General features: G+C 39.7%; 29 protein-coding genes and 1 tRNA gene. 10 read left to right on the top strand and 20 right to left on the bottom strand.

What is annotated here, in order from left to right; genetic code table 11:
* The first annotated feature begins 78 nt into the window (after positions 1-78).
* Positions 79-477 carry a hypothetical protein gene (locus MHI16_RS04895; RefSeq protein ID WP_058014455.1) on the top strand — a complete coding sequence of 133 codons (399 nt, stop codon included), beginning with the start codon at positions 79-81 and terminating at the stop codon, positions 475-477.
* Positions 478-511: 34 nt separating this feature from the next.
* Here the strand turns inward: MHI16_RS04895 and MHI16_RS04890 are convergent, their stop codons facing one another.
* On the bottom strand, positions 512-892 hold the full coding sequence (locus MHI16_RS04890; RefSeq protein WP_342498122.1) for a hypothetical protein: 381 nt from the start codon (positions 890-892) through the stop codon (positions 512-514).
* 98 nt (positions 893-990) lie between these two features.
* Between MHI16_RS04890 and MHI16_RS04885 the strand changes: the two genes are divergently transcribed.
* On the top strand, positions 991-2,076 hold the full coding sequence (locus MHI16_RS04885; protein WP_058014457.1) for a diguanylate cyclase: 1,086 nt from the start codon (positions 991-993) through the stop codon (positions 2,074-2,076).
* Positions 2,077-2,293: 217 nt separating this feature from the next.
* Positions 2,294-2,494 (top strand): cold shock-like protein CspB, encoded by a 201-nt coding sequence (cspB, locus tag MHI16_RS04880; RefSeq protein ID WP_003212277.1) that lies wholly within the window; start codon positions 2,294-2,296, stop codon positions 2,492-2,494.
* A gap of 114 nt (positions 2,495-2,608) precedes the next feature.
* On the opposite strand, the gene MHI16_RS04875 is transcribed toward cspB, so the two are convergent.
* From MHI16_RS04875 to queG, 10 genes are all read right to left on the bottom strand, one after another.
* Positions 2,609-2,968 (bottom strand): hypothetical protein, encoded by a 360-nt coding sequence (locus tag MHI16_RS04875; RefSeq protein ID WP_061407197.1) that lies wholly within the window; start codon positions 2,966-2,968, stop codon positions 2,609-2,611.
* A 13-nt stretch (positions 2,969-2,981) separates the two neighbouring features.
* The gene (locus MHI16_RS04870; protein WP_012009378.1) at positions 2,982-3,506 is read right to left on the bottom strand and encodes a flavodoxin family protein; all 525 of its coding nucleotides are present in this window, start codon (positions 3,504-3,506) and stop codon (positions 2,982-2,984) included.
* 17 nt (positions 3,507-3,523) lie between these two features.
* A complete protein-coding gene (locus MHI16_RS04865; RefSeq protein ID WP_058014459.1) occupies positions 3,524-5,143 on the bottom strand; it encodes a DHA2 family efflux MFS transporter permease subunit in 1,620 nt (539 codons plus the stop codon).
* A gap of 39 nt (positions 5,144-5,182) precedes the next feature.
* On the bottom strand, positions 5,183-5,815 hold the full coding sequence (locus tag MHI16_RS04860) for an HlyD family efflux transporter periplasmic adaptor subunit (RefSeq protein WP_058014460.1): 633 nt from the start codon (positions 5,813-5,815) through the stop codon (positions 5,183-5,185).
* Between the two features lie 363 nt (positions 5,816-6,178).
* The gene (gene yhbH / locus MHI16_RS04855) at positions 6,179-7,342 is read right to left on the bottom strand and encodes a sporulation protein YhbH (protein WP_342498121.1); all 1,164 of its coding nucleotides are present in this window, start codon (positions 7,340-7,342) and stop codon (positions 6,179-6,181) included.
* 139 nt (positions 7,343-7,481) lie between these two features.
* A complete protein-coding gene (locus MHI16_RS04850; RefSeq protein ID WP_058014461.1) occupies positions 7,482-9,377 on the bottom strand; it encodes a PrkA family serine protein kinase in 1,896 nt (631 codons plus the stop codon).
* A gap of 377 nt (positions 9,378-9,754) precedes the next feature.
* Complete coding sequence (locus MHI16_RS04845; RefSeq protein ID WP_058014462.1) at positions 9,755-10,462, bottom strand: YrpD family protein; 708 nt, start codon at positions 10,460-10,462, stop codon at positions 9,755-9,757.
* 169 nt (positions 10,463-10,631) lie between these two features.
* Positions 10,632-11,105 (bottom strand): tRNA (uridine(34)/cytosine(34)/5-carboxymethylaminomethyluridine(34)-2'-O)-methyltransferase TrmL, encoded by a 474-nt coding sequence (trmL, locus tag MHI16_RS04840; RefSeq protein ID WP_003211950.1) that lies wholly within the window; start codon positions 11,103-11,105, stop codon positions 10,632-10,634.
* 43 nt (positions 11,106-11,148) lie between these two features.
* Positions 11,149-12,051: an amidase domain-containing protein gene (locus tag MHI16_RS04835; protein ID WP_058014463.1), complete on the bottom strand. Its 903-nt coding sequence runs from the start codon at positions 12,049-12,051 to the stop codon at positions 11,149-11,151.
* Positions 12,052-12,112: 61 nt separating this feature from the next.
* Entirely contained in the window at positions 12,113-13,261 is a 1,149-nt protein-coding gene (gene queG / locus MHI16_RS04830; protein WP_058014500.1) for a tRNA epoxyqueuosine(34) reductase QueG, read from the bottom strand.
* A gap of 83 nt (positions 13,262-13,344) precedes the next feature.
* Between queG and MHI16_RS04825 the strand changes: the two genes are divergently transcribed.
* Positions 13,345-13,941 carry a hypothetical protein gene (locus MHI16_RS04825; protein ID WP_244270784.1) on the top strand — a complete coding sequence of 199 codons (597 nt, stop codon included), beginning with the start codon at positions 13,345-13,347 and terminating at the stop codon, positions 13,939-13,941.
* Positions 13,942-14,039: 98 nt separating this feature from the next.
* On the opposite strand, the gene MHI16_RS04820 is transcribed toward MHI16_RS04825, so the two are convergent.
* The 7 genes from MHI16_RS04820 to MHI16_RS04790 all read right to left on the bottom strand — a co-directional run bounded on the left by MHI16_RS04820 (position 14,040) and on the right by MHI16_RS04790 (position 18,660).
* Positions 14,040-14,113, bottom strand: a tRNA-Gly gene (locus MHI16_RS04820).
* Positions 14,114-14,240: 127 nt separating this feature from the next.
* A complete protein-coding gene (locus tag MHI16_RS04815; protein ID WP_342498120.1) occupies positions 14,241-14,894 on the bottom strand; it encodes a hypothetical protein in 654 nt (217 codons plus the stop codon).
* 80 nt (positions 14,895-14,974) lie between these two features.
* A complete protein-coding gene (locus MHI16_RS04810) occupies positions 14,975-15,256 on the bottom strand; it encodes a hypothetical protein (protein WP_058014465.1) in 282 nt (93 codons plus the stop codon).
* Positions 15,253-16,158: a PqqD family protein gene (locus MHI16_RS04805; RefSeq protein ID WP_268498206.1), complete on the bottom strand. Its 906-nt coding sequence runs from the start codon at positions 16,156-16,158 to the stop codon at positions 15,253-15,255. Before MHI16_RS04805 ends, MHI16_RS04810 begins: the two co-directional genes overlap by 4 nt.
* Complete coding sequence (locus tag MHI16_RS04800) at positions 16,142-17,608, bottom strand: hypothetical protein (RefSeq protein ID WP_342498119.1); 1,467 nt, start codon at positions 17,606-17,608, stop codon at positions 16,142-16,144. The genes MHI16_RS04805 and MHI16_RS04800 overlap by 17 nt, the downstream gene beginning before the upstream one ends.
* Positions 17,586-18,332, bottom strand: a complete 747-nt coding sequence (locus MHI16_RS04795) for an ABC transporter ATP-binding protein (RefSeq protein WP_058014468.1) — start codon at positions 18,330-18,332, stop codon at positions 17,586-17,588. Before MHI16_RS04795 ends, MHI16_RS04800 begins: the two co-directional genes overlap by 23 nt.
* Before the next feature lie 115 nt (positions 18,333-18,447).
* Positions 18,448-18,660 carry a hypothetical protein gene (locus MHI16_RS04790; RefSeq protein WP_003211695.1) on the bottom strand — a complete coding sequence of 71 codons (213 nt, stop codon included), beginning with the start codon at positions 18,658-18,660 and terminating at the stop codon, positions 18,448-18,450.
* A 770-nt stretch (positions 18,661-19,430) separates the two neighbouring features.
* Here MHI16_RS04790 and MHI16_RS04785 point away from each other — a divergent pair.
* On the top strand, positions 19,431-20,726 hold the full coding sequence (locus tag MHI16_RS04785; protein WP_169056163.1) for a homocysteine synthase: 1,296 nt from the start codon (positions 19,431-19,433) through the stop codon (positions 20,724-20,726).
* 41 nt (positions 20,727-20,767) lie between these two features.
* Here MHI16_RS04785 and lepB read toward each other — a convergent pair whose 3' ends face one another.
* Together lepB and MHI16_RS04775 are read right to left on the bottom strand one after the other, a co-directional pair.
* On the bottom strand, positions 20,768-21,334 hold the full coding sequence (lepB, locus tag MHI16_RS04780) for a signal peptidase I (protein ID WP_144462499.1): 567 nt from the start codon (positions 21,332-21,334) through the stop codon (positions 20,768-20,770).
* Positions 21,335-21,489: 155 nt separating this feature from the next.
* Positions 21,490-23,430: an LTA synthase family protein gene (locus MHI16_RS04775; RefSeq protein ID WP_058014472.1), complete on the bottom strand. Its 1,941-nt coding sequence runs from the start codon at positions 23,428-23,430 to the stop codon at positions 21,490-21,492.
* Between the two features lie 504 nt (positions 23,431-23,934).
* Here MHI16_RS04775 and MHI16_RS04770 point away from each other — a divergent pair.
* The 5 genes from MHI16_RS04770 to MHI16_RS04750 all read left to right on the top strand — a co-directional run bounded on the left by MHI16_RS04770 (position 23,935) and on the right by MHI16_RS04750 (position 26,708).
* Positions 23,935-24,738 (top strand): DUF2262 domain-containing protein, encoded by an 804-nt coding sequence (locus MHI16_RS04770; RefSeq protein WP_342498118.1) that lies wholly within the window; start codon positions 23,935-23,937, stop codon positions 24,736-24,738.
* An 18-nt stretch (positions 24,739-24,756) separates the two neighbouring features.
* Positions 24,757-25,446, top strand: a complete 690-nt coding sequence (locus tag MHI16_RS04765) for a DUF1963 domain-containing protein (protein WP_342498117.1) — start codon at positions 24,757-24,759, stop codon at positions 25,444-25,446.
* A gap of 65 nt (positions 25,447-25,511) precedes the next feature.
* Positions 25,512-25,781 carry a hypothetical protein gene (locus tag MHI16_RS04760; RefSeq protein WP_058014475.1) on the top strand — a complete coding sequence of 90 codons (270 nt, stop codon included), beginning with the start codon at positions 25,512-25,514 and terminating at the stop codon, positions 25,779-25,781.
* 133 nt (positions 25,782-25,914) lie between these two features.
* Complete coding sequence (locus MHI16_RS04755; protein ID WP_058014476.1) at positions 25,915-26,106, top strand: hypothetical protein; 192 nt, start codon at positions 25,915-25,917, stop codon at positions 26,104-26,106.
* Between the two features lie 56 nt (positions 26,107-26,162).
* A complete protein-coding gene (locus MHI16_RS04750) occupies positions 26,163-26,708 on the top strand; it encodes a histidine phosphatase family protein (protein WP_058014477.1) in 546 nt (181 codons plus the stop codon).
* Positions 26,709-26,725: the final 17 nt, after the last annotated feature.

Below are 26,725 nucleotides of genomic sequence, written 5' to 3'. Positions count from 1 at the left end.
TGAATTCATAATTCAGCTTTGTTTGGTCATCCTAAACATGATGAAGAAGTATCATCACGATCAAATGGAGGGATTCGTTTGTTTAAAAAAAGAAAAGGCATGAGCACTGGCGCAATGATCGCAGCATCAACAGCCATCATTGCATTATTTTCCCCGGTTTTAAGAAGAAGACTGAAAAGCATGACGCAAATGAATATGTCTTCAATGATGAAGGGAAAAGATCAACAGCACCATGACTCGACTCGACACGAGTCACACACACAGAAAGAATCAAAGGGCACTGCGGAAATCGGACAAATGATGAAGCAAGCATTCACTGCTGTACAGCCAAACCATTCGAATCAGCACAAATCAACATCAAGAAACCATCAGCCAAGAGAGTCTTATGCACAGTCTCTCCATATTGATGAAAGTGTCATGAATGTGATGGATGATGAATCAATCCAGCAAGTGATCAATGACATCGAGCACAAATAAGAAAACAGGAGCCTTCATGTATAGAGGCTCCTGTTTATTCTCCTGAAAAATGTTCTTTCACCACCACAGAGAAGAAAGGTAAAAAGGTGATTTCAACTGTTGCCATAAAATCGTGATAAGCCTCCATTATGATTAAAAGCTCTTTTTCGTTCGGCCGGTCCTTTTTGATCTCTACATGCTGCACAGTTTTAAAATCATAGATGCCTAAAACAGATCTATCTTTTTTTCGAACAGCTTTTAACGTAAATTCTTGACTTCCAAGGTACATCGTGACAACGAAGCGCTCGTCTTGATTCTCAAATCGAAATGTCAGGCTTTGATATTCAATAGGCATCCCTTTCTCGAACCTTTCATCAGGCTCCGTTTCAAAAAAAGAAAGCCAGTCCGTTTCATCTGGGAAACGATTTCCTCGCATGTGTTTCGTTCCCCTCATAAGTGAAATTTTTATTAATTATCCTTTTTCCCCTTTTCTTTTGCAACAAATTTTAGTAATTTTAAAAAGGTGATTTAATTTTGCTAAGAGACCTCTTTATTAATTTAACAATTCTTGTCACTTTCCATTATTTATTTATGCTTGTGTTTAAAGAGAATTTCCTTAAGAAAGAAGATACCCTGCTCAGACAACTATGCAAAGGCATTCTTTCTGGGTTACTCGGTGTCCTTTTAATGTTCTTCTCTATCAAAGCAGGACCAGCCATCATCGATTTAAGACATATCCCCCTTATTTTAACGGCCTTTTACGGAGGCATCGCCCAAACCATCATTGCAGCCTTTGTTGTGATCATTGGTCGATTATTAATCGAAGCCAACGTCGCTTCTTTCATCAATATTTTTTCCATGATGATCATCGCAACTGCTTCTTTTTTAATTGCTGAACGGCATATGAATCATGTTGTGAAAATGCTGTTGTCCATTACGTTAGGTAATGTGATTGCCACAAGCCTATTTATCTTAATCGTGCATGAGACATCATTTGAACTGCATTTTGCTTATTGGATGTTCTCATTTATTGCAGGATTGTTTAACTTTTACGTCATTGAGCATCAAACAAAAGCATATCAGCTGCTGAATTTGTATAAATTCCAAGCTCATTATGATTTTTTAACAGGTGTTTTAAATAAACGGAAGTTTGATGAGGTCTTAAATGATGCTTTTTCGATGAAATTTAAGCAGCCTATCCATCAAATGTCCCTTATTTACTTAGACATTGATTACTTCAAATCCATCAATGACCAATATGGACATCATGAGGGAGATATGGTTTTAAAAGAAATCGGAAAAAGGCTGATCAAAAACACAAGAAGCTCTGATTATATTGGCCGGATCGGCGGCGAGGAATTTGCAGTCTTTCTACCAAATTGTACAGTTGAAAAAACATGGCAGATTGCAGAACGCTTACGGAGAAAAATAGCAGATCAGCCGGTTTATTTACAAAATGGCATGTCCATTCATATTACAGTATCACTTGGGTGTGCGTATTACCCCGGGACAAGTCCAGATATCAAACAATTACCGATTATAGCTGACCAGGAGCTCTATAAAGCGAAGCAGTCTGGCCGAAATCAAGTGAGCTTCTCAGGGAGAAAAAGAGGCCAATGAATATAGGCTTTTTCCTCAATTTGTTAGCGCTAATTATTTTTAAAAAAGTTTTCGTATAACAGTTGTTTTTTCCCGCAAACACTGGTAAAGTAAAGGTAATTATTTTTGTTCGTATCATCTTTAAGAAGAAAGTTTTGAAAGAGTTTTCGTCTTTGAAGTTTGTGTAAGAGCAAGAATAGTGAATTTAAGCGTTATGATCGCTTTAGGAGGAAATTTCATGTTAGAAGGTAAAGTAAAATGGTTCAACTCTGAAAAAGGTTTCGGATTCATCGAAGTAGAAGGTCAAGACGATGTATTCGTTCACTTCTCTGCTATCCAAGGCGAAGGCTTCAAAACTTTAGAAGAAGGTCAAGCAGTTTCTTTCGAAATCGTTGAAGGTAACCGTGGACCACAAGCTGCTAACGTTAACAAAGCGTAATTTAAGAGCATCTGCTCTTTAGCACTTTATAGAGTGAAGGAAAACCGCCCGGCTTCTGCCGGCGGTTTTTTTGTGCCATAATAAAAAAGAGAACCTGACGAGAGGTTCTCTTTTTTATTTGTCCTTCTGCTTTAGCTTCTGCAAAGCAGAACGATACATATCATCATTCATTTTTGTCTCTGGTTCTTCTTCTTTGACAGGTGGTTCTGGCTGCTTAAACTTTTGAAGCGCCTGTCTATAGAAATCATCTCCAGACACTCGTTCATCCGTTTGAGGAGGCGTTGACGCTTCCTCTTCTACTTCAGGCTCTACAGGTCTCGCCGCAACTTCTGACTCGCTACGGGCCACGTCAGGCTGATTGGGCACATCTTCATTGATCTCTTTCTTCTCGACCGAAGCGTGTCTAACATTGAATGCTACTAATCCGATAATGACTAGAACAGCAGCTACTAACGCTACAATAATCGTCGCCAAAAGAACCCTCTCCTTATCGCTTAAATGACGCAGTGACTGATGCTACACGTCTTCCTAATGCTTTCCCGAGTTCAATGCCTTCTGTCGAAATCACTTCATCAGAATCAATCGGACATGTCACACCTGCTCCATAGTAAGAGCCGTATAAAGCATTTTCTGGCACATTTCCAGGAAGACCAACGACAAGCATCCCTTGGTGGAACATTGGTGTAATCAAATTATGCATTGTCATTTCTAAACCGCCGTGCGTTGTAGCAGTTGTACAGAAAACGGCACCGACTTTATCGATTAGTTTTCCCTCTGCCCATAGATAGCCAAGACGGTCAATCCATGTCTTTAATCCAGCACTAATGGTCCCAAAGTGACCAGGGCAGCCCCAAATGATTGCATCCATTTGATCAAGCTTGCGAATATCAGCATCTTTTACGTGATCAACGAATACTTCTGCCTGCTCTGTTTCACCTGCACCCGCTGCAATTGCTTCTGCCAGTGCTTTCGTATGGTCACCTTCACTATCGTATACGACATAAATTTTCACGTACGGTCCCTCCACACTTATCTTGCATCTTGATTTGCTTCCTTAGGTGCTGGAAGCAGTGTCATTTCTTGTTTTTTATGCTGCTGATCTTTTCGCTTTTTATCCTTACGTACATCACGCAGGAACAAGCTGAGAATGACACCAGCGGCACAGAATAACGTTACCCACATGTAAGCATCATTGATACCCATTACGTTTGAATCAACCTGTGCTTTCGTAAAGAGCTGGGTAGATACATATTTTTGAGCAGCTTCAGCTGTCATGCCCATATGGTGCATCACATTCGACACAGCCGCCTGAAATGAATTCATAAAGAACGGGTCCGCTGTATTTGTTTGATCCGCCATATTGGAATAATGGAATGTTGTCCGATTCGTATAAATCGTTGTGATCAAACTCGTACCGATCGAACCGCTTATTTGTCTTAATGTATTAGACATCGCTGTCCCATGGCTGTTTAAGTGCTGTGGTAGTTGGTTCATCCCAGCTGTCATCACCGGCATCATAAGGAGTGACATACCGAATGCACGAATTGCATACATGAGCACAATGTGACTATATGATGTATCAATAGTCAGCCTTGTAAACTCGAATGTGGTGACAACGGTAATGAGCATCCCCACAATCGCAAGCGGACGAGGTCCAAATTTATCAAACAAAATACCTGAAATCGGGGACATAATCAGCATCGCAAGTGCTCCTGGAAGCATTAATAGCCCGGATTGCAATGCGGTAAACCCAACGAGGTTCTGCAGATAAATCGGAAGTAAGAACATCCCAGTGTATAAGGCAACTGTAATAATAATATTAATGACACTTGATAATGAGAAAATGCTGTATTTAAACACTCGGAAATCAAGCATCGGATTATCAGCTTTCAGCTGTTGGAAAATAAAGAGAATGATCGCAATCGCACCTACAATAATCGTCGATAAGACAATCGGATCTGTCCAGCCATCACTTCCAGCTTCACTCACTCCGTATAGGAGCGAAGCAAAACCAACGATGGAAAGAATCGCACCAAGGCTGTCCAGCTTGATCTTTTTAGGCTCTACAATATTTCTAAACATAAAGAAAGCCGCGATAATGACAATTGCTCCGATTGGAACAAGTCCATAAAACATAATACGCCAAGAATAATGTTCAATAATGTAACCAGATAAAGTTGGTCCTACCGCAGGAGCAAACATCATCGCAAGACCGAAAATCCCCATTCCTTTCCCTCTGTTTTCTGGAGGGAAAATAAAAAGGATTGTTGTCATTACGAGTGGCTGCAAAATACCGCCGCCGACTGCCTGAATCAAACGGCCGATGAGCATGGTCGAAAAGTTCGGTGCAATCCCGCAAATAAAGGTCCCTAGTGTAAACGAGATCATGGCAACTAGGAATAAGCTGCGCTGTCCAAAGCGTGTGATTAAAAACGCAGATAACGGAATCAGCACACCGTTGACAAGCATATAACCTGTTGTAAGCCACTGAATCGTCGTTGCACTCACATTAAATTCAGTCATTAAATGGGGCATGGCTACGTTCAGAAGTGTTTGGTTCAAAATCGCGACGAACAAGCCGGCCATTAAAATGATCAGTAAAGACAAGGAGCCTGCTCCCTGTTTTGTTGCTGCAGGTTGATTTGCCATCTCAGACAACCTCCTTTCATTTTTTGATATCAATCATCATTAAGATGAAATTTTGACAGAAGCATTCATACCAGGAAGTACTTTGTCTGATGGATTTTTAATTGAAATTTTCACTGCTACTTTTTGTGTCACTTTTGTATAGTTACCACTTGAGTTTGTTGCTGGCAGCATGTTGAATGTTGAATTTGTCGCATAACCAATTTGTTCAACTGTTCCTTCAAATGTTGTATCAGGATCACCATCTACCACGATGTCGACTTTGTCGCCTTTTTCAATGTTTTTAATATCTGTTTCTTTGATATTTGCTGTGATGTAAAGCTTGCTTAAATCAATCGTTTCACCAAGAACTGTACCAGGCTGCACTTGTTGATTATTTTGTACTTCTTTTTTGACTAATGTGCCATCAGCCACTGATTTAACGTTTGTTTTTGTTTCTCCTTCAACTTTTGCAACAGTGCTGTCTTTTTGCACTTCGTCACCTTCATTGATATCCCAGCCTTTGATTTGTCCAGCTGCTGGTGCTGTGATTTGATACATGTCACCTGTTACTTTCGCCTCGTCAGTTTTGACAAAATTTGTGCTTTCGTAGTAGTAATAAGCACCTCCGGCAATAATGGCAAGAATCACAATAAGGCCAATAATGTTCGTTAGCAATAAACGCCCTCTGTTCATGTTTTGTTTCTCCTTTCATGTATAAAAATATAGTGTCATCTGCTTTAGCAAACTTAGAATGCCCATCATCTGACAGAATATGAAGTAAACTCATAAAACTGTTATTTCCCCTTCATCTTCCCCGCATGAATAATGGTGTGCAGCCCATTTATACTTATTGTTCACTCATGAGCAAAGAGTAGAAAAAGAAGAAAAGAAGATCGGCATCTTTTTTGAAAAACTTATATTTAACAAGATTAAATATTAATAAATGAAAATTGAAATGTCAAAGAGAAAGTTTTACTTTTTTTCTGGTGATCCCTTCCTTCTCCATACAAAAAACCCTTCAGCCCTTATACTGAAAGGTTTTTTTAAATGTGCTATTTACGAAAGAACTTCTTCCTGCTGAAAAAATTTTTTTAGGGCGAGAAAAACATCTGATTTTTGCTTCAAAATATAATGCTTAAATTTCTCATCCTGTATATGCTTATATGCTGACATTAATGTGGAATGCCGGTTGTATTGATTCACTTCTCCATAACAGAATAAGTTGGCTTTTTTCATAATTTCAGAAACAAGTTTCACGCACCGTGCATTGTCTGAGGTCAAATTGTCTCCATCAGAAAAATGAAAAGGATAAATATTATATCGTGACGGCGGGTAACGTTCGTCTATGAGCTCTAGCGCCTTTCGATAGACAGAGGAGCAAATCGTCCCCCCGCTCTCACCGCGCGAGAAGAAATGCTCTTCTTCTACAACCTTCGCCTCTGTATGATGGGCAATAAATTCAATATCGACCGTCTCATACTTTGTCCGTAAGAAACGTGTCATCCAAAAGAAAAAACTTCTCGCCATATATTTTTCCCAAAGTCCCATACTTCCGCTCGTATCCATCATTGCCAAAACGACGGCTTTCGACTCTGGTTTGGTCACTTCATTCCACGTCTTATATTTGATATCCTCTGGGTAGATTGGATAAAAGGAAGGACTGCCTGTCATTGCATTTCGTTTAAATGCTGACAGCATCGTTCGTTTTTTATGAATATTCCCTGTTAACCCGGTTTTGCGAATATCGTTAAACTCAATTTGCTCGACAATGATGTCGTCAAGCTCCTTTTGTTTAAGGTTTGGCAGCTCTAATTCCCGAAACAGCGCTTCCTCAAGATCCATTAATGAGACCTCAGCTTCGTAATAATCCTCTCCAGCCTGATCTCCTGCGCTCTGCCCCTTTCCTTGCCCTTGCTTACTGTCTGATCCATCACGTGCGACAATATCGCCTACCTCGCTGTCTCCATCGCCTTGACCCACATGCTTATTTTTATCGTAGTTGTACCGAATTTTATATTCATCTAACGAACGAATTGGAATTTTAACAACATCTTTTCCATTAGACATGATAATGCTTTCTTCTGTGACAAGATCCGGCAAATTGTTTTTAATCGCTTCTTTGACCTTTTTCTGATGACGCTGCTGGTCGTCATAGCCTTTTCGATGGAGGGACCAGTCTTCCTGAGATACAATAAACTGACTTTTTTCTTGCCGGGACATCCATCCCCCTCCTCACCTGTTTGCACTATTCTTCTAACCACCGATTCCTTTATCTTATGCTGCTCGTCACCCAAGTTGACGGTCATTTCTAAAAAAGACATTACCGGTGCAGGTGCGCCAATAATGCCTCCTTCATTTATTAACGATTGAGAAGACTGCCTACATATTTTAAAAGTTCATTTGCACTTGTTGAATTATAGCCATGTTCATCAATTAATCTAGCCACTACTTCATTCACTTTCTTCAGCTGCTGTTCATCCGGTGTCTTCGTTGACGTCGTGATTTTTACCACATCTTTTAAATCAGCAAACAGCTTCTTCTGAATCGCCTCACGCAATCTCTCATGAGAATTATAATCAAAGCGTTTGCCCTTTCTCGCATAAGCCGAAATACGAATCAGAATTTCTTCTCTGAAAGCCTTTTTGGCGTTTTCAGAAATCCCGATCTGCTCTTCAATTGAACGCATAAGCTTCTCATCAGGATTCATTTCTTCACCGGTTAATGGATCACGCAGCTTGTTTTTGTTGCAATAGGCCTCGACATTATCTAAGTAATTATCCATGAGCGTTTTCGCAGACTCCTCATAGGAATACACAAATGCCTTTTGTACTTCCTTCTTCGCAATATCGTCGTACTCTTTTCGCGCAACAGAAATAAAATTCAAATAGCGCTCCCGGTCCTCGCTTGAGATAGATGGATGCTGATCGAGTCCTTCTTTTAACGAACGAAGGACATCCAGCGCATTGATGGATTCCATATTCTTCCTTATAATGGTGGAGGAAATGCGGTTAATGACATACCGCGGATCAATTCCGCTCATCCCTTCATCATGAAATTCCTTTTTCATCTCATCAATATCAGCAGATTGGAAGCCCTCGACACTTTCTCCGTCATACAGACGCATTTTTTTCACCAAATCAATATCAGAACGCTTCGGCTCTTTGAGTCTTGTCAAAATGGAGAACATCGCTGCCACCTTCAGTGTATGCGGGGCAATATGCACACCTGCGACATCACTTTCTGAAATCATTTTATGATAAATGCGTTCCTCCTCTGTTACCTTCAAGTTATAAGGAATCGGCATCACAATAATTCTTGAATGCAAGGCCTCGTTCTTTTTATTTGAAATAAATGACCTGTACTCGGTTTCATTCGTATGAGCAACGATCAATTCATCTGCACTAATCAAGGCAAAACGGCCTGCTTTAAAATTTCCTTCCTGCGTTAATGACAGAAGATGCCATAAAAATTTCTCATCACACTTTAACATCTCCTGAAACTCCATCATCCCGCGGTTTGCTTTATTGAGTTCTCCATCAAAGCGGTAGGCCCTTGGATCTGACTCTGATCCAAATTCAGCAATGGTTGAAAAATCGATGCTCCCTGTTAAATCAGCAATGTCCTGAGATTTCGGATCAGACGGACTAAAGGTACCAATACCGGTCCGTTTATCCTCTGAGAAAAAGATCCGTTCAACCCTTACATCCTCAATTCGTCCGCCATATTCCTCTTCCAGCCTCATCGTATTGAGAGGAGACAAATTCCCCTGCACACGAATGCCATACTCTCTATAGAAATCCTCCCGCAGATTTTGCGGAATAAGATGAAGCGGATCTTCATGCATTGGGCAGCCTTTGATCGCATAGACTGCGCCATTATCTGTCAGTGAATATTCTTCTAGTCCTCTTTTCAGCCTAGTAACAAGCGTAGATTTCCCCCCGCTCACTGGCCCCATCAATAACAAAATACGCTTCCTCACATCGAGCCGCTTGGCAGCAGGGTGAAAATATTCCTCCACTAATCTTTCGAGTGATTCCTCTAATCCAAAAAGCTCCTGATCAAAAAATTTGTACGTTCTGACCCCATTCTCCTCTTCAATCCCGCTGTCTTTAATCATATGATAAACGCGAGAATGAGCAGATTGAGCGACAAGTGGATTTTCCTTTATTATGTCTAAATACTCGCCAAATGTGCCTTCCCATTTAAGACGCTGCTCTTCTTCTCTGTGCTGTTCGATTTTCTTTAAAATATCCATATGAACCTCCTCTTTCAAGATTGAAGCAAGTAATCAGATACTGTTTTACAATCTATGCGGAGGCGTCCTATTACATGCTTTCGTTCTTCAAAATGACGAATTGGCAAACTGAATTGACAACCATCCGCAAGACCCTTCATAATAAAGGAAAAACAGGAGAAAAATGATCTTCTTCTCCTGCTTTTCAGAGGCGAACTTCACATCATATGAAACAGGCAGCGATCGAAACAAAGGGATAAGGGGGAGCTTATATGAGAACGGTCATTATGATGGGCGTCATCATTACGTTTTTAGTATCCATTTTCACAGCTGGCTACGAAGGCAAGCCTGGTAAATGAAAAAAAGGATGTTCCATTAGCGGAACATCCTTTTTTCATTTAGTTCGTTGTTTTTAGCACCTGCATATTCACTGTATTTCCTGATACCTGAATGGACGTAAAGTCTTGCGTATCAATCACAGGTGTGACGGCACGACTGTCTAATGTAATGTCAGTAAAACGAGTAGAGAAGTTCGCACGAATATCTTTCCGGTAGATATCGTCAGTCACTGCTACTGTGGACAGTAATTTCCACTTCGTCACAGAGCCAATGTTTGAGTTTTGGATTTCCGTGATGATACGCCCGGTATAACCAACATTATTTGTCCCCCAGAACGTTGCTCTTGTATGTCCATTCAAGTTTTTGTAAATGGTCATTTGCACAGTACTTCCAGGCTTAAATCCTTTTGTATACGTAAAGTCATTTTTCCCTTCGATATATGTCTCTTGATTATTTGCTCCTACTTTCATCGTAGGTTTCCACACATTATAAGTTGAACTGTATTGAAGACCAATATCCGCTTCCTTTGATCCTGTGAACCCAGAATAAATATAAGCTGTCCCATTTGACACACTTATTGCGGAAGGGAGTTGAATCTTTGTGACCAATATAGATCCATTGCTATTGATATAAGTACGCCCGCCGATACCTTTCGATAGTTGCGCTGCTTCTATTTCCTGCGTTAGAGAGAGACCTGGGATACTGACTGGAATCGTCCCCATTAAAATAGCTGAACTAATGGCACTAGTGATCAGTAGCTTTTTCATCTCATTTTTCCTCCTAATGGATTCATTTTTTGAAAACGTTATCACTATCTATCATACTACCTATTTTTTTACATGTCAAAAAAAGTATAAAAGTGTCGTATTTTCCTTCTTTTTGTTTCTTATTTCATATAAAAAAGCCGAGATCAGTATCCCGGCTTTCATGATGACCTTAAATCAGATCACGGTATTGCTGCTGGCGAAGTGCCTCATACACAAGAATTGCTGCCGTATTCGATAGATTCAGAGAACGAACATGTTCTGTCATCGGTAAACGAAGACAGCGGTCCATATTCCGCTCGATCAAATCCTTCGGCAATCCACTTGTCTCTCTGCCAAAAACGAAGAAATAGTCTTCATCTAGCTGAGAGTAATCAAATGTCGTATGCGGCTTTTGACCAAATTTTGTAATATAGAAGAATTGTCCCTTCGGATGAGCCTCAAACAATTCATCAAGCGAGTCATGATAGACCACATTGGCATATTTCCAATAATCGAGTCCTGCACGCTTCAGCATTTTATCATCTGTCGAAAAACCAAGCGGACGAATCAGATGAAGGGTTGTATTTGTTGCTGCACATGTACGCGCAATATTTCCAGTATTAGCTGGAATCTCTGGTTGATATAAAACGACATGAAGTCCCAAAAAAGTTCACCTCTAATTTTCTTTTCCGCTCAACATTATACCATTAACTATCCTTTGCGGCATCGTCCAAAATGTGAAAAAACATATAACGAATAGCTGGTGTATAGGCGGTCGAATCCTCATACGACCAATAACGCATACGGCTGTCATATGTCTGAGCATTCACAAGAGGCATCCCGCCTTTATCGTGATCGACGACAATGGTTGTATGATTATACCTGCCATCTCCCTCAAAATCGTAGCAAATGACATCACCAATTTGAAGCTCCTGCGCTTCTTTCAGTTTCTTTGCTCTTAAACCCGCTTTCGAATTCGCTAAATAATTTTTCATCGAATGAGCTACTGTCCAGCTATAGCTCCACGTATGCGGCCTCACCCACCAGCCAGATCCGCGGTTCGGATATCCTCTCGTTGGCGCATTCCCTGCCTTCAAGCATTGTGAAATAAAATTTGTGCAGTTATCTTCAAAATTTTTATAGGAAGGATTTCGTTTATTCCAGTACGTCTCCGCATATTGCACGGCTGCCCGCCGGTCATAGTGAAAGGCTCTCCCAAACTGTTCTTCGGTCTGAAAGCGCTTATCCACTTGCTCTTCCATTTGACGTTCTTCTATCATCAATCGATCTTTTACAAGCATGTCGTTGTAAAGGAACGCTTCTCTTTTTTCTACCTGTTCCTCTAAATAAAAAGAATCGTCTACATCCTTGCATACATAAGTGAGATGAGCGAGATACTGCACATGCTGAGCACCGTCATCCTGAATCGATGAATCTAGGAGTGTTGCTTTGGCTTTCGCTTTGACAATCTCCACCTGTCTTCTAGCAAAAAGCTCTTTTTTCCGTTCGACTGCTTCCACATCAGACATCAGCTGCGGCTGTTTGATTGCACTCCCATTTAATAAATAACCAAGCCTGTCTTCTAATGTTTGCTCTAATAATTGTTTCACACAGACACCACCAAACTTTTTTTAAAATCTCTGTTTGGTTCATTCTATGTTCATAGGGATGTTATTTAGTATTTAAAGGTGTCTGTAAAAGATCCATCCCTTTAACAATTTCTTGTTTCGCTTCTTCATCACTTTCCCGCTCAATGGCTTTTTCCAGCTCTGGGAGCAGCTCCACATCACCAATTTTCCCTATTGCCCAAGCAGCCGTGCCCCGAATAACAGGCCGCGGATCCTTGTGCATCAAATCAATCAACACGGGTAAGGCAGATGTATCTTTAAAGTGTGCAAGTGCCAAAATCGCATTTCGCTGAATCGGCTTTTTCCCCCGCCATGAACCTGAAACATGACCGTATTTTTCCTTAAACTCTCGATTACTGATCGTAAGAAGCGGCTTTAAGAGCGGCTTCGCAATTTCAGGATCCGGCTCCATTTCAGGATGCAGGTGAAAGTCCTTCCCTTTATTGATCGGGCAGACTATTTGGCACGTATCACACCCATATAAACGATTTCCTATTTTCGAACGAAATTCGTCAGGCAAAAATCCTTTTGTTTGCGTTAAAAAGGAAATACACCGTTGAGAATTCAGTTGTCCTGGATTCACAAGTGCACCAGTTGGACATGAATCTACACATTTATTACACGTTCCGCACTGGTCTTCAATTTTTTCATCCGGTTCAAATGGGACATTTGTGATCATTTCAGCCAAATACACGTAAGACCCAAACTCTGGCGTGATAATCATACAGTTCTTCGCACTAAAACCTATGCCAGCACGTTCTGCTACTGCACGATCGGACAGTTCCCCTGTGTCCACCATTGACTTTGTTCGTATATCGGCATGTTTGCTTCGCAAGAATTCTTCGAGCATATCGAGCTTTTTTTTCAACACAACATGATAGTCTGTTCCCCAAGAAGCACGGCAAAAGATCCCTCTTCTTGCATCCTTTGTACTTCGAGGAGCATCTTTCATTTTGGAAGGATACGCGAGCGCTATCGCAACAATTGATTTGGCCTTCGGAAGCAGCAAAGAAGGGTTTGTTCGTTTTTCGATATCAGGCTCTTCAAAGCCTGACAAATACCCTAACGATTCATGTAAGATGAGGCGGTCTTTTAATGAATCAAATGTATCAGCACTTGCAAATCGGATTTTATCAACACCAATTTCTTTCGCATATTGAATCAATTCTTCTTTTAATTCTCCAACATGAATCACCTTGCAAACCTCCTTTCTTTGTTTATTCTATTGTTTTCAGTATAATACGAGTGTATCATGACCGATTGGAGTGAGTCACTGTGAAGATACATATGGAAATTTCTCATCCTGAAAACCCGTCTATCCATGTTGGACAGATTGAATATTCGCATATTGAAGTTGGCACTTCCCCGCAAATGTTAAAAGGCAGGCTCCGCCTGTTTCAAGAATCTTTATTTTTTGAATACGAAGATAAAGTCTTAGAAGAAGTACCAGCAATCAAAGAATGGATGGATCTTTTAAAAGACATCCCTTTCTTGCCAATTCTTGCTGATATCCAAAAAGAACAATTTATTGACTCGACCAATTCCGTACAGGATTTGTCGATCTTTTTCTCTTTAAAATATTTCTTGCCTATCCTGACATTCGATGCTGATCGAATAGAAGAGCCGCTTTCACTAGCAAAACATGAGAGAGGTCACATTGAATGGCAGGACAACGTAGGACTTAAGGGATTATTTTCTCAACCAAGTAAAGCTCACATTTCTCAAGACACAAAAAACATTTTGCAAATCATCCTGTTTCCGACATCTATTTCCCGGGAAAAGAGTGAAGCTCTCATTCAATCCTTGACGAAGATGTTTGTACAAATACATGGTGGAGAAAGTAAATATGAACTTATTGAAAAAGCACTGTAGCTTGACAGTGCTTTTTCACATTATACTGACATAATAAAAAACGCAACACTTCGTTTATCTAAGAAACGAAATACTGCGTTATAAACAAAATTATGTATTGGAGCGGGTGATGAGAATCGAACTCACGACATCAGCTTGGAAGGCTGAGGTTTTACCACTAAACTACACCCGCATCAATTTTTAAAAAGCAACATCATTGCGTTGACTTTTATTATGTTACAACTTTCTTAACAATTCGTCAAGAGAATATGAAGATTTTTCGTCAAAAAACTTCATATTCTCCGTATATATTACGATAGTTATTTATCGAGCTGAATATAAAATAAGTAGGCATGTGACTTATTCTTCAGCGCTTGCTTAGGATTTCTCTCAATCTTTTCAAGCATCGGTGAATTTCCGTCTTTCCCCATTGCCGCTGTGTACGCAATCAGTGCCTTTCCTCCAGAAGAGACTTTGACAGTTTCAGATTGAGCAGAGAAAACATAGTCACTTACTTTGAACGGAAAGCTTGCTGTCGCTTTCGTCATTCCCTCGTTCTTGTTGTCTGACCACATACTAAATTGTGATTCATATGTATCTTTCTCATGTCTTAATTGTAAGAGCACATTCATCGTTTGGTCGGTTCCATCCTGATGTAAAGTAAAGGTGGCAGATAATGCTTCCTTATTAGCTAATCGGCCATTTTTATAATGACTCCCGATAAACGTAATACTCTTATCCTTCTTCGTTAATTCTTTTATTGTTAAAGCCACCATTTCATTAGTGGTTGATGCTTCTAGTAAGCTCTTTTCTTTTTTTGTCAGTTTCATTTGTTCAATGGTTACTTTCTTTTTAGTAGACTCCTTGTTTATTGTAGATACCGTCTTCTCGGTTTGCGTGGTTTCTTCGGCCTTCTCGCCGCATCCTGCTAATAGAAAAACAGTGAATATAAGAAAACTCCATTTTTTTAACATTGAGATCCCCTTTGATGTTTTTTATTTTCTATTATACTAAAATTTGGTTTTACATACAAAAAAAGATTAGGAGAATTCTCCTAACCTTTCGCTTTTTTCTGCTTCATGGCTGATAAGAAAGCCACAATGAGAAAACTCGCGGCAAAAATCACAATCATATAAATAAAAAAGTTTGGCTTGATTTGAAAAGTAAATGCGGATGAACCTTCCATCTCAAAAGCGAGACTGTTAAATAATAAAGCATCATTCGTTTTTGATTGAAATAAATGATAAAACAATACACCGATTGTCAGCATCGGAAAGCCTAAAAACCCCAAGAAACCACCAACAATAGCACCTTGTTTCATCGCCTGTACGTTCATGATCGTTGTCCTCCCATTCCCCCAAGCAATAGTTGCTTCATAATGGATTTACCATCCCCCATAAACGGAAGAAGATAGAGTAATTGAATAAAATACGTGATTGAAAAAATAAAGAAGCCTGTTGAAATTGGATTTTCTTTTAGACATAATACGGTCACAATGATCCCTGCTGCCCCGATCACACCTGGGACAAGCGGCCCAAGCAAGGTAATCCATACCTGCTTTTTCTGAAACGGATCTAATACGGGTCTCACAAATTTCACAGACATCATATCACTCGCAAAAAACCCTTGTGGACCATCCCGTCCCGCAAATTTCCGATGCGCATAGCCGTGTGCTGCCTCATGTAAGGCGGTCCCGGTAATTAATCCAAAATAAATAATTGTAAAATAAATCGCAATGGCTGCAATCGACCGGTCAGGAATGAATAAAAAAGCGAGCCCTGCCATGACCATAAAAAGCATCCAGAAAAAAATGATTTTACGTGTCACCATGAGCAATGCTGTCCCAAAAATGTGAAGGAACGAGTGACCAGTGCAATCAAATCGTTCCTTCATTTTCACTTGATACTGTTTAAAAAATTGACAGCAGGCTGTTACAATCCGATATGGTGATTGATAATGAATAGACATTAAGTGGTGCTGATTCAACCCCATCATCAGTTGATAAAAGTCACGAGAAATCACAGACTCATCGACCTGAAACAAATCAGCGAGCTCTGCGGTAATACTCGCTTCTGTCCTTTTGCCATCTACTTTCGTTAGCATATGATAGGCACTTTCATTAATCGGGAGTGTGCTTCCATACTGCGTATCCGTGAGATGCCTCTTTTGTAAGGTCACATACGGCGCAAGTGCCGGTACCCGCTCAATCTTTAGCTTATTGTTAAGAAGTTGAATCATGTGAATACCTCCATGAAAAACCTTTGTATATGGCAAAGATGAGCAGACCTTCAAATGCAGCTACAAGCAGCCACTGAAGTGTTTGACTCGACTCCCCTATGACATAGTTTCCAATAAAAACAATCGGAATCATGAGTAAAATAAGTGCTCCAAATGAAAAAATGCCTGTGTAAGGATTGTTCCGATCAAGCGGAAGTAAAATACCTACCACATAAAAGAGCGCAGTGGCATTGCATAAGACAGCGGCCCCAATCAATACGTTCCAAACCTGATCAGGAAGCGTCAGCGTTGTCAGCATAAATATTGCAATTTGCAGTACACCAACAAGCAAAAGCCCGATAAACTTATACAGAGCCACTTCCCAAGACCTTAGGCCAAACGTTTTGTACATCCCCAGCATTCGTTTATCATTGCCAAATGAATTAAAGGCGGTTAATCCAGCGAGAGCGCAGAGAATAAAAAATGCCTCTTCTTCAAAGCGGAATCCAAATTGATAACGGACGAATAAGATCACAATGAGGAGAATGAGAAAGTTTAAAATGTTTTCTTCATTTCGCACCTGTGATTTCATTTCCTTTACAATAAGTGACCATTTTTTTGAAGAAGAAAATGGCAGCTTGTTTAAAAAGGTTAACGCTTTTTTTTCTGCCATAATCGGCATCATCGCAAGAGAAAGAAAGGCGCCGCCCGCCGATAAAAGGATAAACAGAATCAAAATTACATAGTTTACCCCTTCAGGAGACATTCCTTGAGCCGCTAAGAAAAACGGTGCTGTAAAATACATCAAATGATAATCAAACTGTATATATGATTGCTGAATTTGGCTGATATCAAAGTGCGTCATTCCATACGCCACAACTAGTGCTAATAAAACAAAGATCGCTGCAAATTTTTGCAACGGTAATTTTAATTTCAGTACGACCAAATAGGTCATATTATAAATGAGCTGTAAAAGCATTAAGACAAAAAGCGATTGCAAAATCACCATCAAAAAGAACGTAAAGATAAAGAAAATACCTATTCCCTGGGCAATAAAATTAGGTAGCAGCAGAATACCGATAAAAAATAAAACAAGCCCTGCCACCACTGTCACCATCGGGATAAAGTATCCAAGGCTTTTCTGAAAGGTAGAAAGCGGAAACCAGCTGAGCTGCATAGAAAAACGGTCTTGCTCAGGCGTTCTGACCTTGATCAAAATGAATAATAGGCTTGTAAAGATGGATGCATTGATCGCCATTGATACAACAAGTAATCCAAGTGAACGTTCATTTCCATTTAAGAAAGCCTTCATAAAGACCCCCGTAAAACTATATCCGATGATGGCGCCCATTGTGACGGCAAATAAAAAGAATAAGATCACAATAATTCGCTTCGTCTGAGTATCAAAGAGCTTATACATCTCCTGCTGCCACATTTTAAGCATCATTCTAGAAATGATTAATGATTTCATCAAAATGTGCACCCCTATCACTTAACATTGAAGCTTTCAGAAACACCTGTTCCAATGTGCTTGATTGATATTTCTCCTTTAAGGCTGAGACCGTTCCTTCATCCATTTTATTTCCTTTAGAAATAATGGCGATTTTGTGGCACAGCTCTTCCGCTGAAAGCATATCATGCGTTGAAAGCAAGATCGCACCATGGTGCTCGGCATAACGCTTCATCAGTTTCTTTGTGTTTATAACCGCTTCAATATCAAGTCCTCTAAAGGGCTCATCCATGATCACCAATTGACTATCAAGCATAAAGGCGGCAATCAGCTGTGTCTTTTTTTTCATACCATGTGAATAGGTTTCAATCGGTCTTGATAAAGCCGAGTCCATATCAAACAGTTCAATTAGTTGATTTCTTCTATGAATTGTTTTACATTCATACATAGAAGAAACAAAATCTAAATATTCAGCACCAGTCAATGCTTCAGGAAGCAGCAGGTCATCTGGAACATAGGCTACTTGTTTTTTAAAGGATGGTTCGTCATTTGTCTCGTCCTGCAACAGAATCGTTCCTTCTGTATGCTTAATGATGCCGAGTATACAGTTAATCATCGTTGTTTTACCGGAACCATTCGGTCCAGCAACAGCAACGATTTGATGAGGGGCGATCTTTAAATGAAAATCATTGACAGCAGTCACGTTATTTTTATACGTCTTGGTTAATTTCTCGATCGTAAACATATAACCTCCAAGTGTCTGCATATTCTTTAAAAACAGATCAGGCTAAACCGCCCGCCACAGACGGTTTAGCCCTGGTGTCATTTCATAGAAGTAAAAAGATGAATCCTAAGTATAGCTACTTACATTCAATTTGGACTTTTAAGCCACTTTCCCACTGAACGGCTCCTGTAAAGCTACCCTTGCCGTTTGCTAAACACCAAACTGCTGCTCCTAGAACAACTGTTGCTCCCAATCCAAGAAGGACAGCAACAAATACTAAGAACCAAGCTTGGTCCATAATAGCAGGTTCCATAGTGGAATAGTCAACTTGCGGCGCTGCATAAGTCATACTTTTCACCTCCCAGCTTATGATGATCGTATCATAGGCTTCACTCTCCAAACATCAACAGAAGATCCCATTTTTGACCAAACGTACTTTCGAGTAAAATGTGACTTTTTATTCAATTCTTCACTTTTAAGTGTAGAAACCCTATCTTATTATCTAGATTTTCCCACCCCTTAAGAACCACAAAACCCATATAATGGCAATGAAACCATCTTTTTTCTCCCTTTTTTGAAATAGTCCTTATTTATCAATCCCTTTATATATGCTTTCTTTTTTGTGAAATAGAAAGAATTCCCCCGATATATCAGATAAAAAAGTCCTGATTATATGTCGTTAAAACACCATTTATGAAATATTTACTGATAATTCCGACAAAAGAGTGAGCCTATTTTCCTTCTTCTCTTGTCACTTAAAATATGTATATACAAGAAAGCCCATTGGGAAAAAAGCCCTTTCTTTTCTTGAGTAACATCCAACATATGATTCGCTTCTTTCTATGATAAAGCAACTTACAGCATTGGCATTCCAATGACTTCACTAGCTGTACTGCTTTCAAAAAAAACTGATCCGTACTCTCTAATAACACAATCTCTCTTTTCCTCAGCATATCTACACCCTTTCTCATTGAAATTAAAAAAGCCCATCAACTTTATTGATTATTTTTTCAGATTTATCTAAAAAATGATTGACCAAGCATGAAACAAGTTTTATAGTCATATTAAATATTTCTTATCAAAGTAGTTGGTTTTATCTAACAAAAGGAGGATACACACATGTCAGAAGAACGTCCATTCCGTTTAGAAACAAAAGCCATTCACGCAGGTCAGGAGCTTGATTCAGCAACCTATTCAAGAGCCGTTCCTATTTACCAAACAAGCTCTTTCGGTTTTAGAGATAGTGAGCATGCTGCGAATTTATTCGGACTGCAGGAACCCGGAAATATTTATTCTCGCATTATGAACCCTACAAATGACGTCTTTGAAAAACGGATCGCCGAGCTTGAGGGCGGCATTGGTGCACTAGCTGTCTCTTCTGGACAAGCAGCGACCACTTATTCTATTTTAAACATTGCAGGAGCTGGTGACGAAATTGTCTCCTCCAGCAGCCTATATGGAGGCACGTACAATTTATTTGCTCATACACTCAAAAAACTCGGTATTACAGTGAAATTTGTTGATTCATCCAATTTAGAAGAACTCGAAGCAGCGATTACAGACAAAACGAAGGCAGTGTATGCAGAAAGCATTGGGAATCCTAAAGGCGACATTCTACATATTGAAGCCATCTCAGCCATTGCACACAAGCACCATATTCCGCTTATTGTGGATAATACACTCGCAAGTCCTTATTTATTAAGACCGATTGAGTTTGGTGCAGACATTGTTGTCCATTCCGCTACGAAATTCATTGGCGGTCATGGTACATCAATTGGCGGTGTCATTGTGGATAGCGGCAAGTTTCCTTGGGACGACAGTGATAAGTTCAAAGGGCTGACTGAACCAGATCCAAGTTATCACGGCCTGACATATACCGAAGCAATTGGAGAAGCGGCTTATATTACAAAAGCACGTGTACAGCTCTTACGTGATTTAGGAGCAGCCTTGTCACCTTTCAACTCATTTTTACTTCTGCAAGGCTTAGAAACTTTGCATCTGCGTCTCGAGCGACATAGTGAAAATGCGTTAAAAACAGCGCAATTCTTACAAGATCATCCTCTAGTAGATTGGGTAAGCTACCCAGGTCTTGAAAGCCATGAATCTTATAAGCTTGCTAAAACCTATTTACCAAAAGGACAAGGCGCCATTCTCACATTTGGTATTAAAGGTGGACGAGAAGCTGGTAAAAAGCTCATTGATTCTGTTAAGCTGTTCTCACACCTTGCAAATGTGGGCGATTCTAAATCACTGATTATTCATCCTGCCAGCACAACGCATCAGCAATTAAGTGAAGCAGAACAAAAAGCGACAGGTGTCACACCAGAGCTTATTCGTTTATCTGTCGGAACAGAAGCGATTGAAGACATTATTGCAGATCTTGAACAGGCGATCACAAAAAGCCAGGCTGAATGAAATAGAAAAAGCACACCTCAGTGTGCTTTTTTTATGTGTCATTAATCATTAAGTAGTCGAATGTCTTGGAAAGGATAAAAAACAAATGAAGTCGTTCCTTGAATATCACTCTTTGTAAAAAGACCTAAGCCATTGCGGCTGTCCATTGAGTTTTGACGATTGTCACCCATGACAAAATACTTGCCTTTTGGAACGGTAAGAGGGCCAAAATCAGGTGTCAGCAAGGTCCCATCTGCAGCTGCTTTCTTTTTGTTTGACGCTAAGTAAGGCTCCGGCACTTTTTGACCATTGACATATAGCTGGTCATTTTTCATTTCAATTTTATCACCAGGTAAACCAATCAACCGTTTAACATAATGAGTGCTGCGGTCTTCCCCATCAAGAACAATGATCTGTCCCCGCTTGTAATCACCGAAGTAATCAACTGTTTTATTCACAAAAACCCGTTCTGTATCATGCAATGTTGGGTACATGGAAGACCCTTTGACAATGTACGGTGCGAATAAAAAGTTACGGATGATAAAAACAGCGATGAATGCGATTAAGATCGCTTTAAGCCAGCCCCATACTTCTGATTTCTTTTTTTGTGTTGTTGTATTTGTTGTCATAAGCTCCTCCTGAAATCCCCTAGGACGAAATGCGTTACACCAGCTACACGCCAGCATCACGCTTGTATCACCCTAAATATAAACATATTTTGCCAACAAATCAAGCGATGAGAGAGAAAAAGGCAAGCACCCTTCTGTGCTTGCCCAAAACTCAGTTACTTAGCAGAAGAATCCTCTTCTTTTTCTTTTGATTTACCATAGAAATAATCAGATGGATTCACTGGTTTAAAATCAGACAGCTTGTGGAATCGAAGAAGATCCCTATAAAGCACTTTATCTGATAGGCTTAACTGATTATCGACACGGGCTTTAATTGCCTCTGTCTTTTTATTTTGTTTCACAACTTTACCTGTTTTTGTATCATAGACAGTGTTATCTACAAGTGTATATTTTGGTGTCACATAGTTTCCGTTACGGAATGCAACAGTTTGATCATGCTTCTTAGAGAATAGATCTGTTCCAAAATTTACATACTCATTTGAATCAATACCTTGTAAGTGAAGAAGCGTAGGCATCACGTCTACTTCACCACCATACGTATGGTTCACGCCGCCCTGTTTGCCAGGAATACGAATCATGAGTGGTACACGCTGGTTTTGCGCATTTTGATAAGGTGTAATTTCTTTCCCTTGAATTTCGCTCATTGCACGGTTATGGTTTTCAGAAATACCGTTGTGATCACCATATAATAAAATGACAGAGTCTTTATACATACCTGATTTTTTCAAGTCTTTAAAGAATTGCTCTAATGATTCATCTAGATATCTTGCTGTTTGGAAGTAGTTATCTACTGTTTTGTCACCAGTTGTTGCCTTAGCAATCGTCGCATCTTTTTCATCTAAATTAAATGGATAGTGATTAGTCAATGTCATTAAATGTGCATAAAATGGCTTTTTCATTGATTCTAGCATCGGGATTGATTCTTTGAAGAATGGTTTATCCTTCAGACCCATATTCACAAGATTTTCTTCATCCATGTTGTAATATGAAGCATCGAAGAATTGATCATATCCCATATGCTTATAAATCGTGTCACGGTTCCAGAAAGATTTATAGTCCCCGTGAAGCACTGCGCTCGTATAGCCTGCTTTTTGATCTAGGATGGCAGGGAGTGATTGGTAAGTGTTTTCACCTTTTGTTACAAACGCTGCTCCCTCTGGCAAGCCGAACATACTATTATCCATCATCAGTTCAGCATCAGCTGTTTTTCCTTGACCTGTCTGATGGAAGAAGTTATCGAAATACGTAAAGTCCTCTTTCCCATGAGCCAGCTTATTTAAAAACGGTGTCACTTCTTCTCCATTTAGTTTGTAGTCAATTAAGAAAGACTGGAAGCTTTCTAAATGGATTTTAATGATGTTTTTCCCTTTTGCTTTACCGAAATACTCTGCGTTTGGCTTCGCATAGTGAGAAGCTGTATAGTTTACAACATCTGTTAAATCTTCACTGCTCGCATTTGCTACCTGTGTTGCATTTTGTGCTGATTGTACTCCGTCATAAATCGTATAATTATAAACACCTAAATATTTAACAACATACTTATGATCAAATGTTCTTGTTAACAATTCTGGACGGTCCTTTTCAGCTAAATGAAGGTTTACGAAGAACAGTCCTACACCTGCAGCCACAATCAGCAGTGCAAATGTCTTTTTCATTTGGAATTTCTTCACTTCTGGTCTCCAAATCACAATCGCAATCAAGATCATAATATCAAGGAAATACAAAAGGTCATGCGGCTTAATACTAGATAACACACCGCCAGTCATGCCTCCTCCAAGATTGCCTGCTTGCTTCATTGTGGAGAAAGTCAAAAAGTCATCAAAGAAACGGTAGTACGCTACATTCGCATATAAAAGTGCGGTCATAATAAAGTCAATCACAATTAAAACAATGGCAGATTTACGACCCTTCAAAAAGAGAGCCAGTCCCAAAAACACAATGGCTGAACTAAATGGATTTAATAAAAGAAGACCCTCTTGAAAAGAACCTTTCACTCCTAAATTAAAGTCCATTTTGTAGGCTGCATACGATTTCGCCCAAAATAAAAGGACAGCCAATACAAAAAAGCTATATTTGTTCGCAAATATTTTTTTCATAAAACCTCTTCTTTCTTATTATCGTTCTAATATAAATGAAATCATAAAAAATTTACATTGATTTTGCAAATGTAAATCTTCTTCACCAAGCATTCCGATGCTCTGTTTCCGCCGGATATGTGTGCTCCTCTAATATAACGTATGAGAAGCATTATAGGTTTCAAAAAAAATACGAGTAAATAAAAGGAAAAATATCCATTTACATTTGATTTACACACACTTTGCAATTCAATGGATGAAGAAGGGTTTGTAAATCACTCAGTACTACTTTACTTTTTTCATCTATTCGTGTCAAAGTAATTATAAAGAAAAGGAAGAATCACCTAGGTCTTTCGACTCTTTCACCTAAATTTATACAAAATTTGATAACTTCCAGCCATCCATGTATTTTCTCTCCTTCTAACAATCTAAAAAAGTTTTAAGCAAAAAAAGCTTGATTTATCCTCCTCATATGCGGTGTGATAAAGATATAGATTTTCAACAAATCAGGCTGGAGGACATCACATGAAACAAAACAAACAAATAAACGCATTTGAAGAACGATTTTCAGAAGAAATAGACCACATCATTGCTGTCACAGGACCCTCAGGAGTAGGTGCAGGAAAAGCCGGAAAGGAATCTCTTTGGACCGCTTCTATTCCACTGATTGCATGGAAAGATAAAGACCTCATCACAACAGAAAACATAAGACTCTGCTGGTTAACAGATGAAGAGGGATTAAGGGAAAAGCAGACACAATTACATAAAGAATCAATCGTGACACTTCAGGTCCGAAAAGGCGAAGGTGAGTTCATGCTTGTATCACTCATCGATACAGATACACAGGATGAAGAGCTGCAAGTGATACTAGAAGAAGCCCAAAAACCTGTTTTTTTTCATGATGACATGCTGGGTACCTTTGAATTAGTGAAAGGACTAGACTTATTTGAAACAACGATCCAGTGGAGTAATGAAGAGTGCCTGCTCTACTTCAACCTCGAAGAAGATGAAAAAGTAAACGACTCTCTTCGAACCGCTAGACAACTCATGAAAGAGCAGACTACATGGGATGCTTCTATTAAATCATTTGCAGCAAATCAGCTGCTCGAACTAGCTAAAGACTGGCAGGCACAAGATGACTCCGCTGAAACACAAGAAGAGCTTACGCTGGAACACTTTATAAGCCGAATCTCACTCGAAAGCTTACATGCCTACCCAGATGGAGAGTTTGAGGTCTACTGTCATGACGGTGATTTATTTTGGGGACATGTCATTATTGTCTCTGGCAATATCAACGGTACCTTTCAAGATGCCCACATTGCAGGCTAACAATTGGAGGGGTAAGTAATGGAGTTCAAAGCTTTTCATGAATTAAAACAATTAGGGAAAACACCCATCGTGGCTAAGATTGGTGGCTTTCGTCCTGATCCAGCAGCACACAGCTGGTTTGCCGGTCATTTCTTCATCCACCGTGATCAAGGCTGGCCCATAGATCAAGATGGTGTCATGATTCCAATCTTACAAATTCATTTACCTGAAGTGCCAGGAGGATTAAACGGATTCAATGAATGTCAATTGATTCAAATCTTTCTCAATCAGAAAGCACTTCCGATGGATATCACAAAAAACGGCGAAGGCTGGAAACTCATTGAATATTCAACTATGGATGGATTAGAAGTAGTTGACACTCCCGAAGAAGTGAGAGGACTAAAACCCTTTCAAATCCAATGGAACGAAAATGAGCAAAAGGACTTCCCCTGCTGGGAAGAAGCTTGGTCATATGTTGATTTATCAGAAGTGAATGAAAGTGATGAAGCGACAGAACTCTTCTTTGATCGATACACCCATTATTCGTTCACAAAAATCGGTGGATATGGAGCATATATTCAATCCCCACCCCATCATCAACCAGGCGAGTTCATGCTGCAAATCGCCTCAGAAGAAAAACCTCGGTTTATGATAGGTGATAACGGCACGATGTATTTCTATTACGACAAAGACACAAAAGAATGGTTTATGCATTGGGATTGTTTTTAACGTTGTATTGAATGAAACCTTCCCTCCTTCTAGGCGTAGGAAATAATATGGAAGGAGGAACCAACATGGGATTCATTTTTGATATTTTCTCACTAGCTGTGTATATTCCTTTTCTACAGGTAGATGAAGAGGATATCTCTAGCAACGCAGGCGAGCTCAAAAAGTATAGCTGGTTTCATGCATTATTAAATGATCCAGCTTACAGACACCTAATCATTTATCATCCAGATGTCAGACACGTCATTGGCAGATGTCACACAGATAAACTCCATCGCAAGCGATACAACTTAAAATGCGAACGTAAATTGCTGAAAGCTTTACGTCGTGCTATGTAAATATACAAAAAGAGCCGCACTATCCTGTGTGGCTCTTTACATATATCCTTTTGAAGAAAACATTTGACGCCTGGACAACTCTCCCCGTATATTATGTATAAATCCATCTTTTTCATAGAAAAGGGGGCTTCACATGCGCTTGTTTAATTATTGGAAAAAAAAGCAGCCAAGACAGCAGGTCACCACTGAAAAACAGGAAGACAGCATCCCAATCAACTTCTCCGCACTTCCCTTTGGTTCAGACACCATAGATGATTTTTTGTTCAACTTAGACCTTACCTCGAAGCTCACAGATCCCTATAAAGAAACAGACCCGAACAAATGAACCTATCCTCATCCAATCCCGGATGATTTTTTTATATTCGATGAAAGGTGTGGCCCATGAAAACATATTATATCGCGAGACACTGCCAAGCAAATGGACAATCCGAGGATGCGTCTTTAACGCCACAAGGCATCGCACAATCTCACGCACTAGCAGAGTTCTTTAATGGCAATCACCTCAATCAGATCATCTCAAGTCCCTATAAGCGAGCGCTCCAAACTGCTGATCCTCTTGCTCATGCAAAACAACTCGAGGTAAAAATTGATCAACGTCTCGCTGAACGTGTGCTAAGTAGCAAACCAATGGACGATTGGTACGAGAAACTAAAGCTCAGTTTTACGGACTTACATTTGACTTGTGAGGGCGGAGAATCAAGCCTCGAAGCCATGAACCGCATTGTAGAATTACTCTACGAACAAATAAATTCAGAAAACGATCATACCCTATTTGTCACACATGGCAATCTTATGAGCCTGCTTCTTAAACATGTCGATCCCATGATTGGATTCAAAGAGTGGGAGAAACTAAGCAATCCAGATGTCTATGTCCTGAAATATGTTAAACCAGATCATATAGAAATAGAGCGAATATGGCATAAATAAACGGCAGAATGAATACT

This window comes from Bacillus sp. FSL K6-0923 (assembly GCF_038630825.1).
GTDB lineage: Bacteria > Bacillota > Bacilli > Bacillales > Bacillaceae > Bacillus > Bacillus pumilus.
Note: the sequence above shows the minus strand (reverse complement) of the source record. Positions and strands in the feature narration are given on the sequence as shown.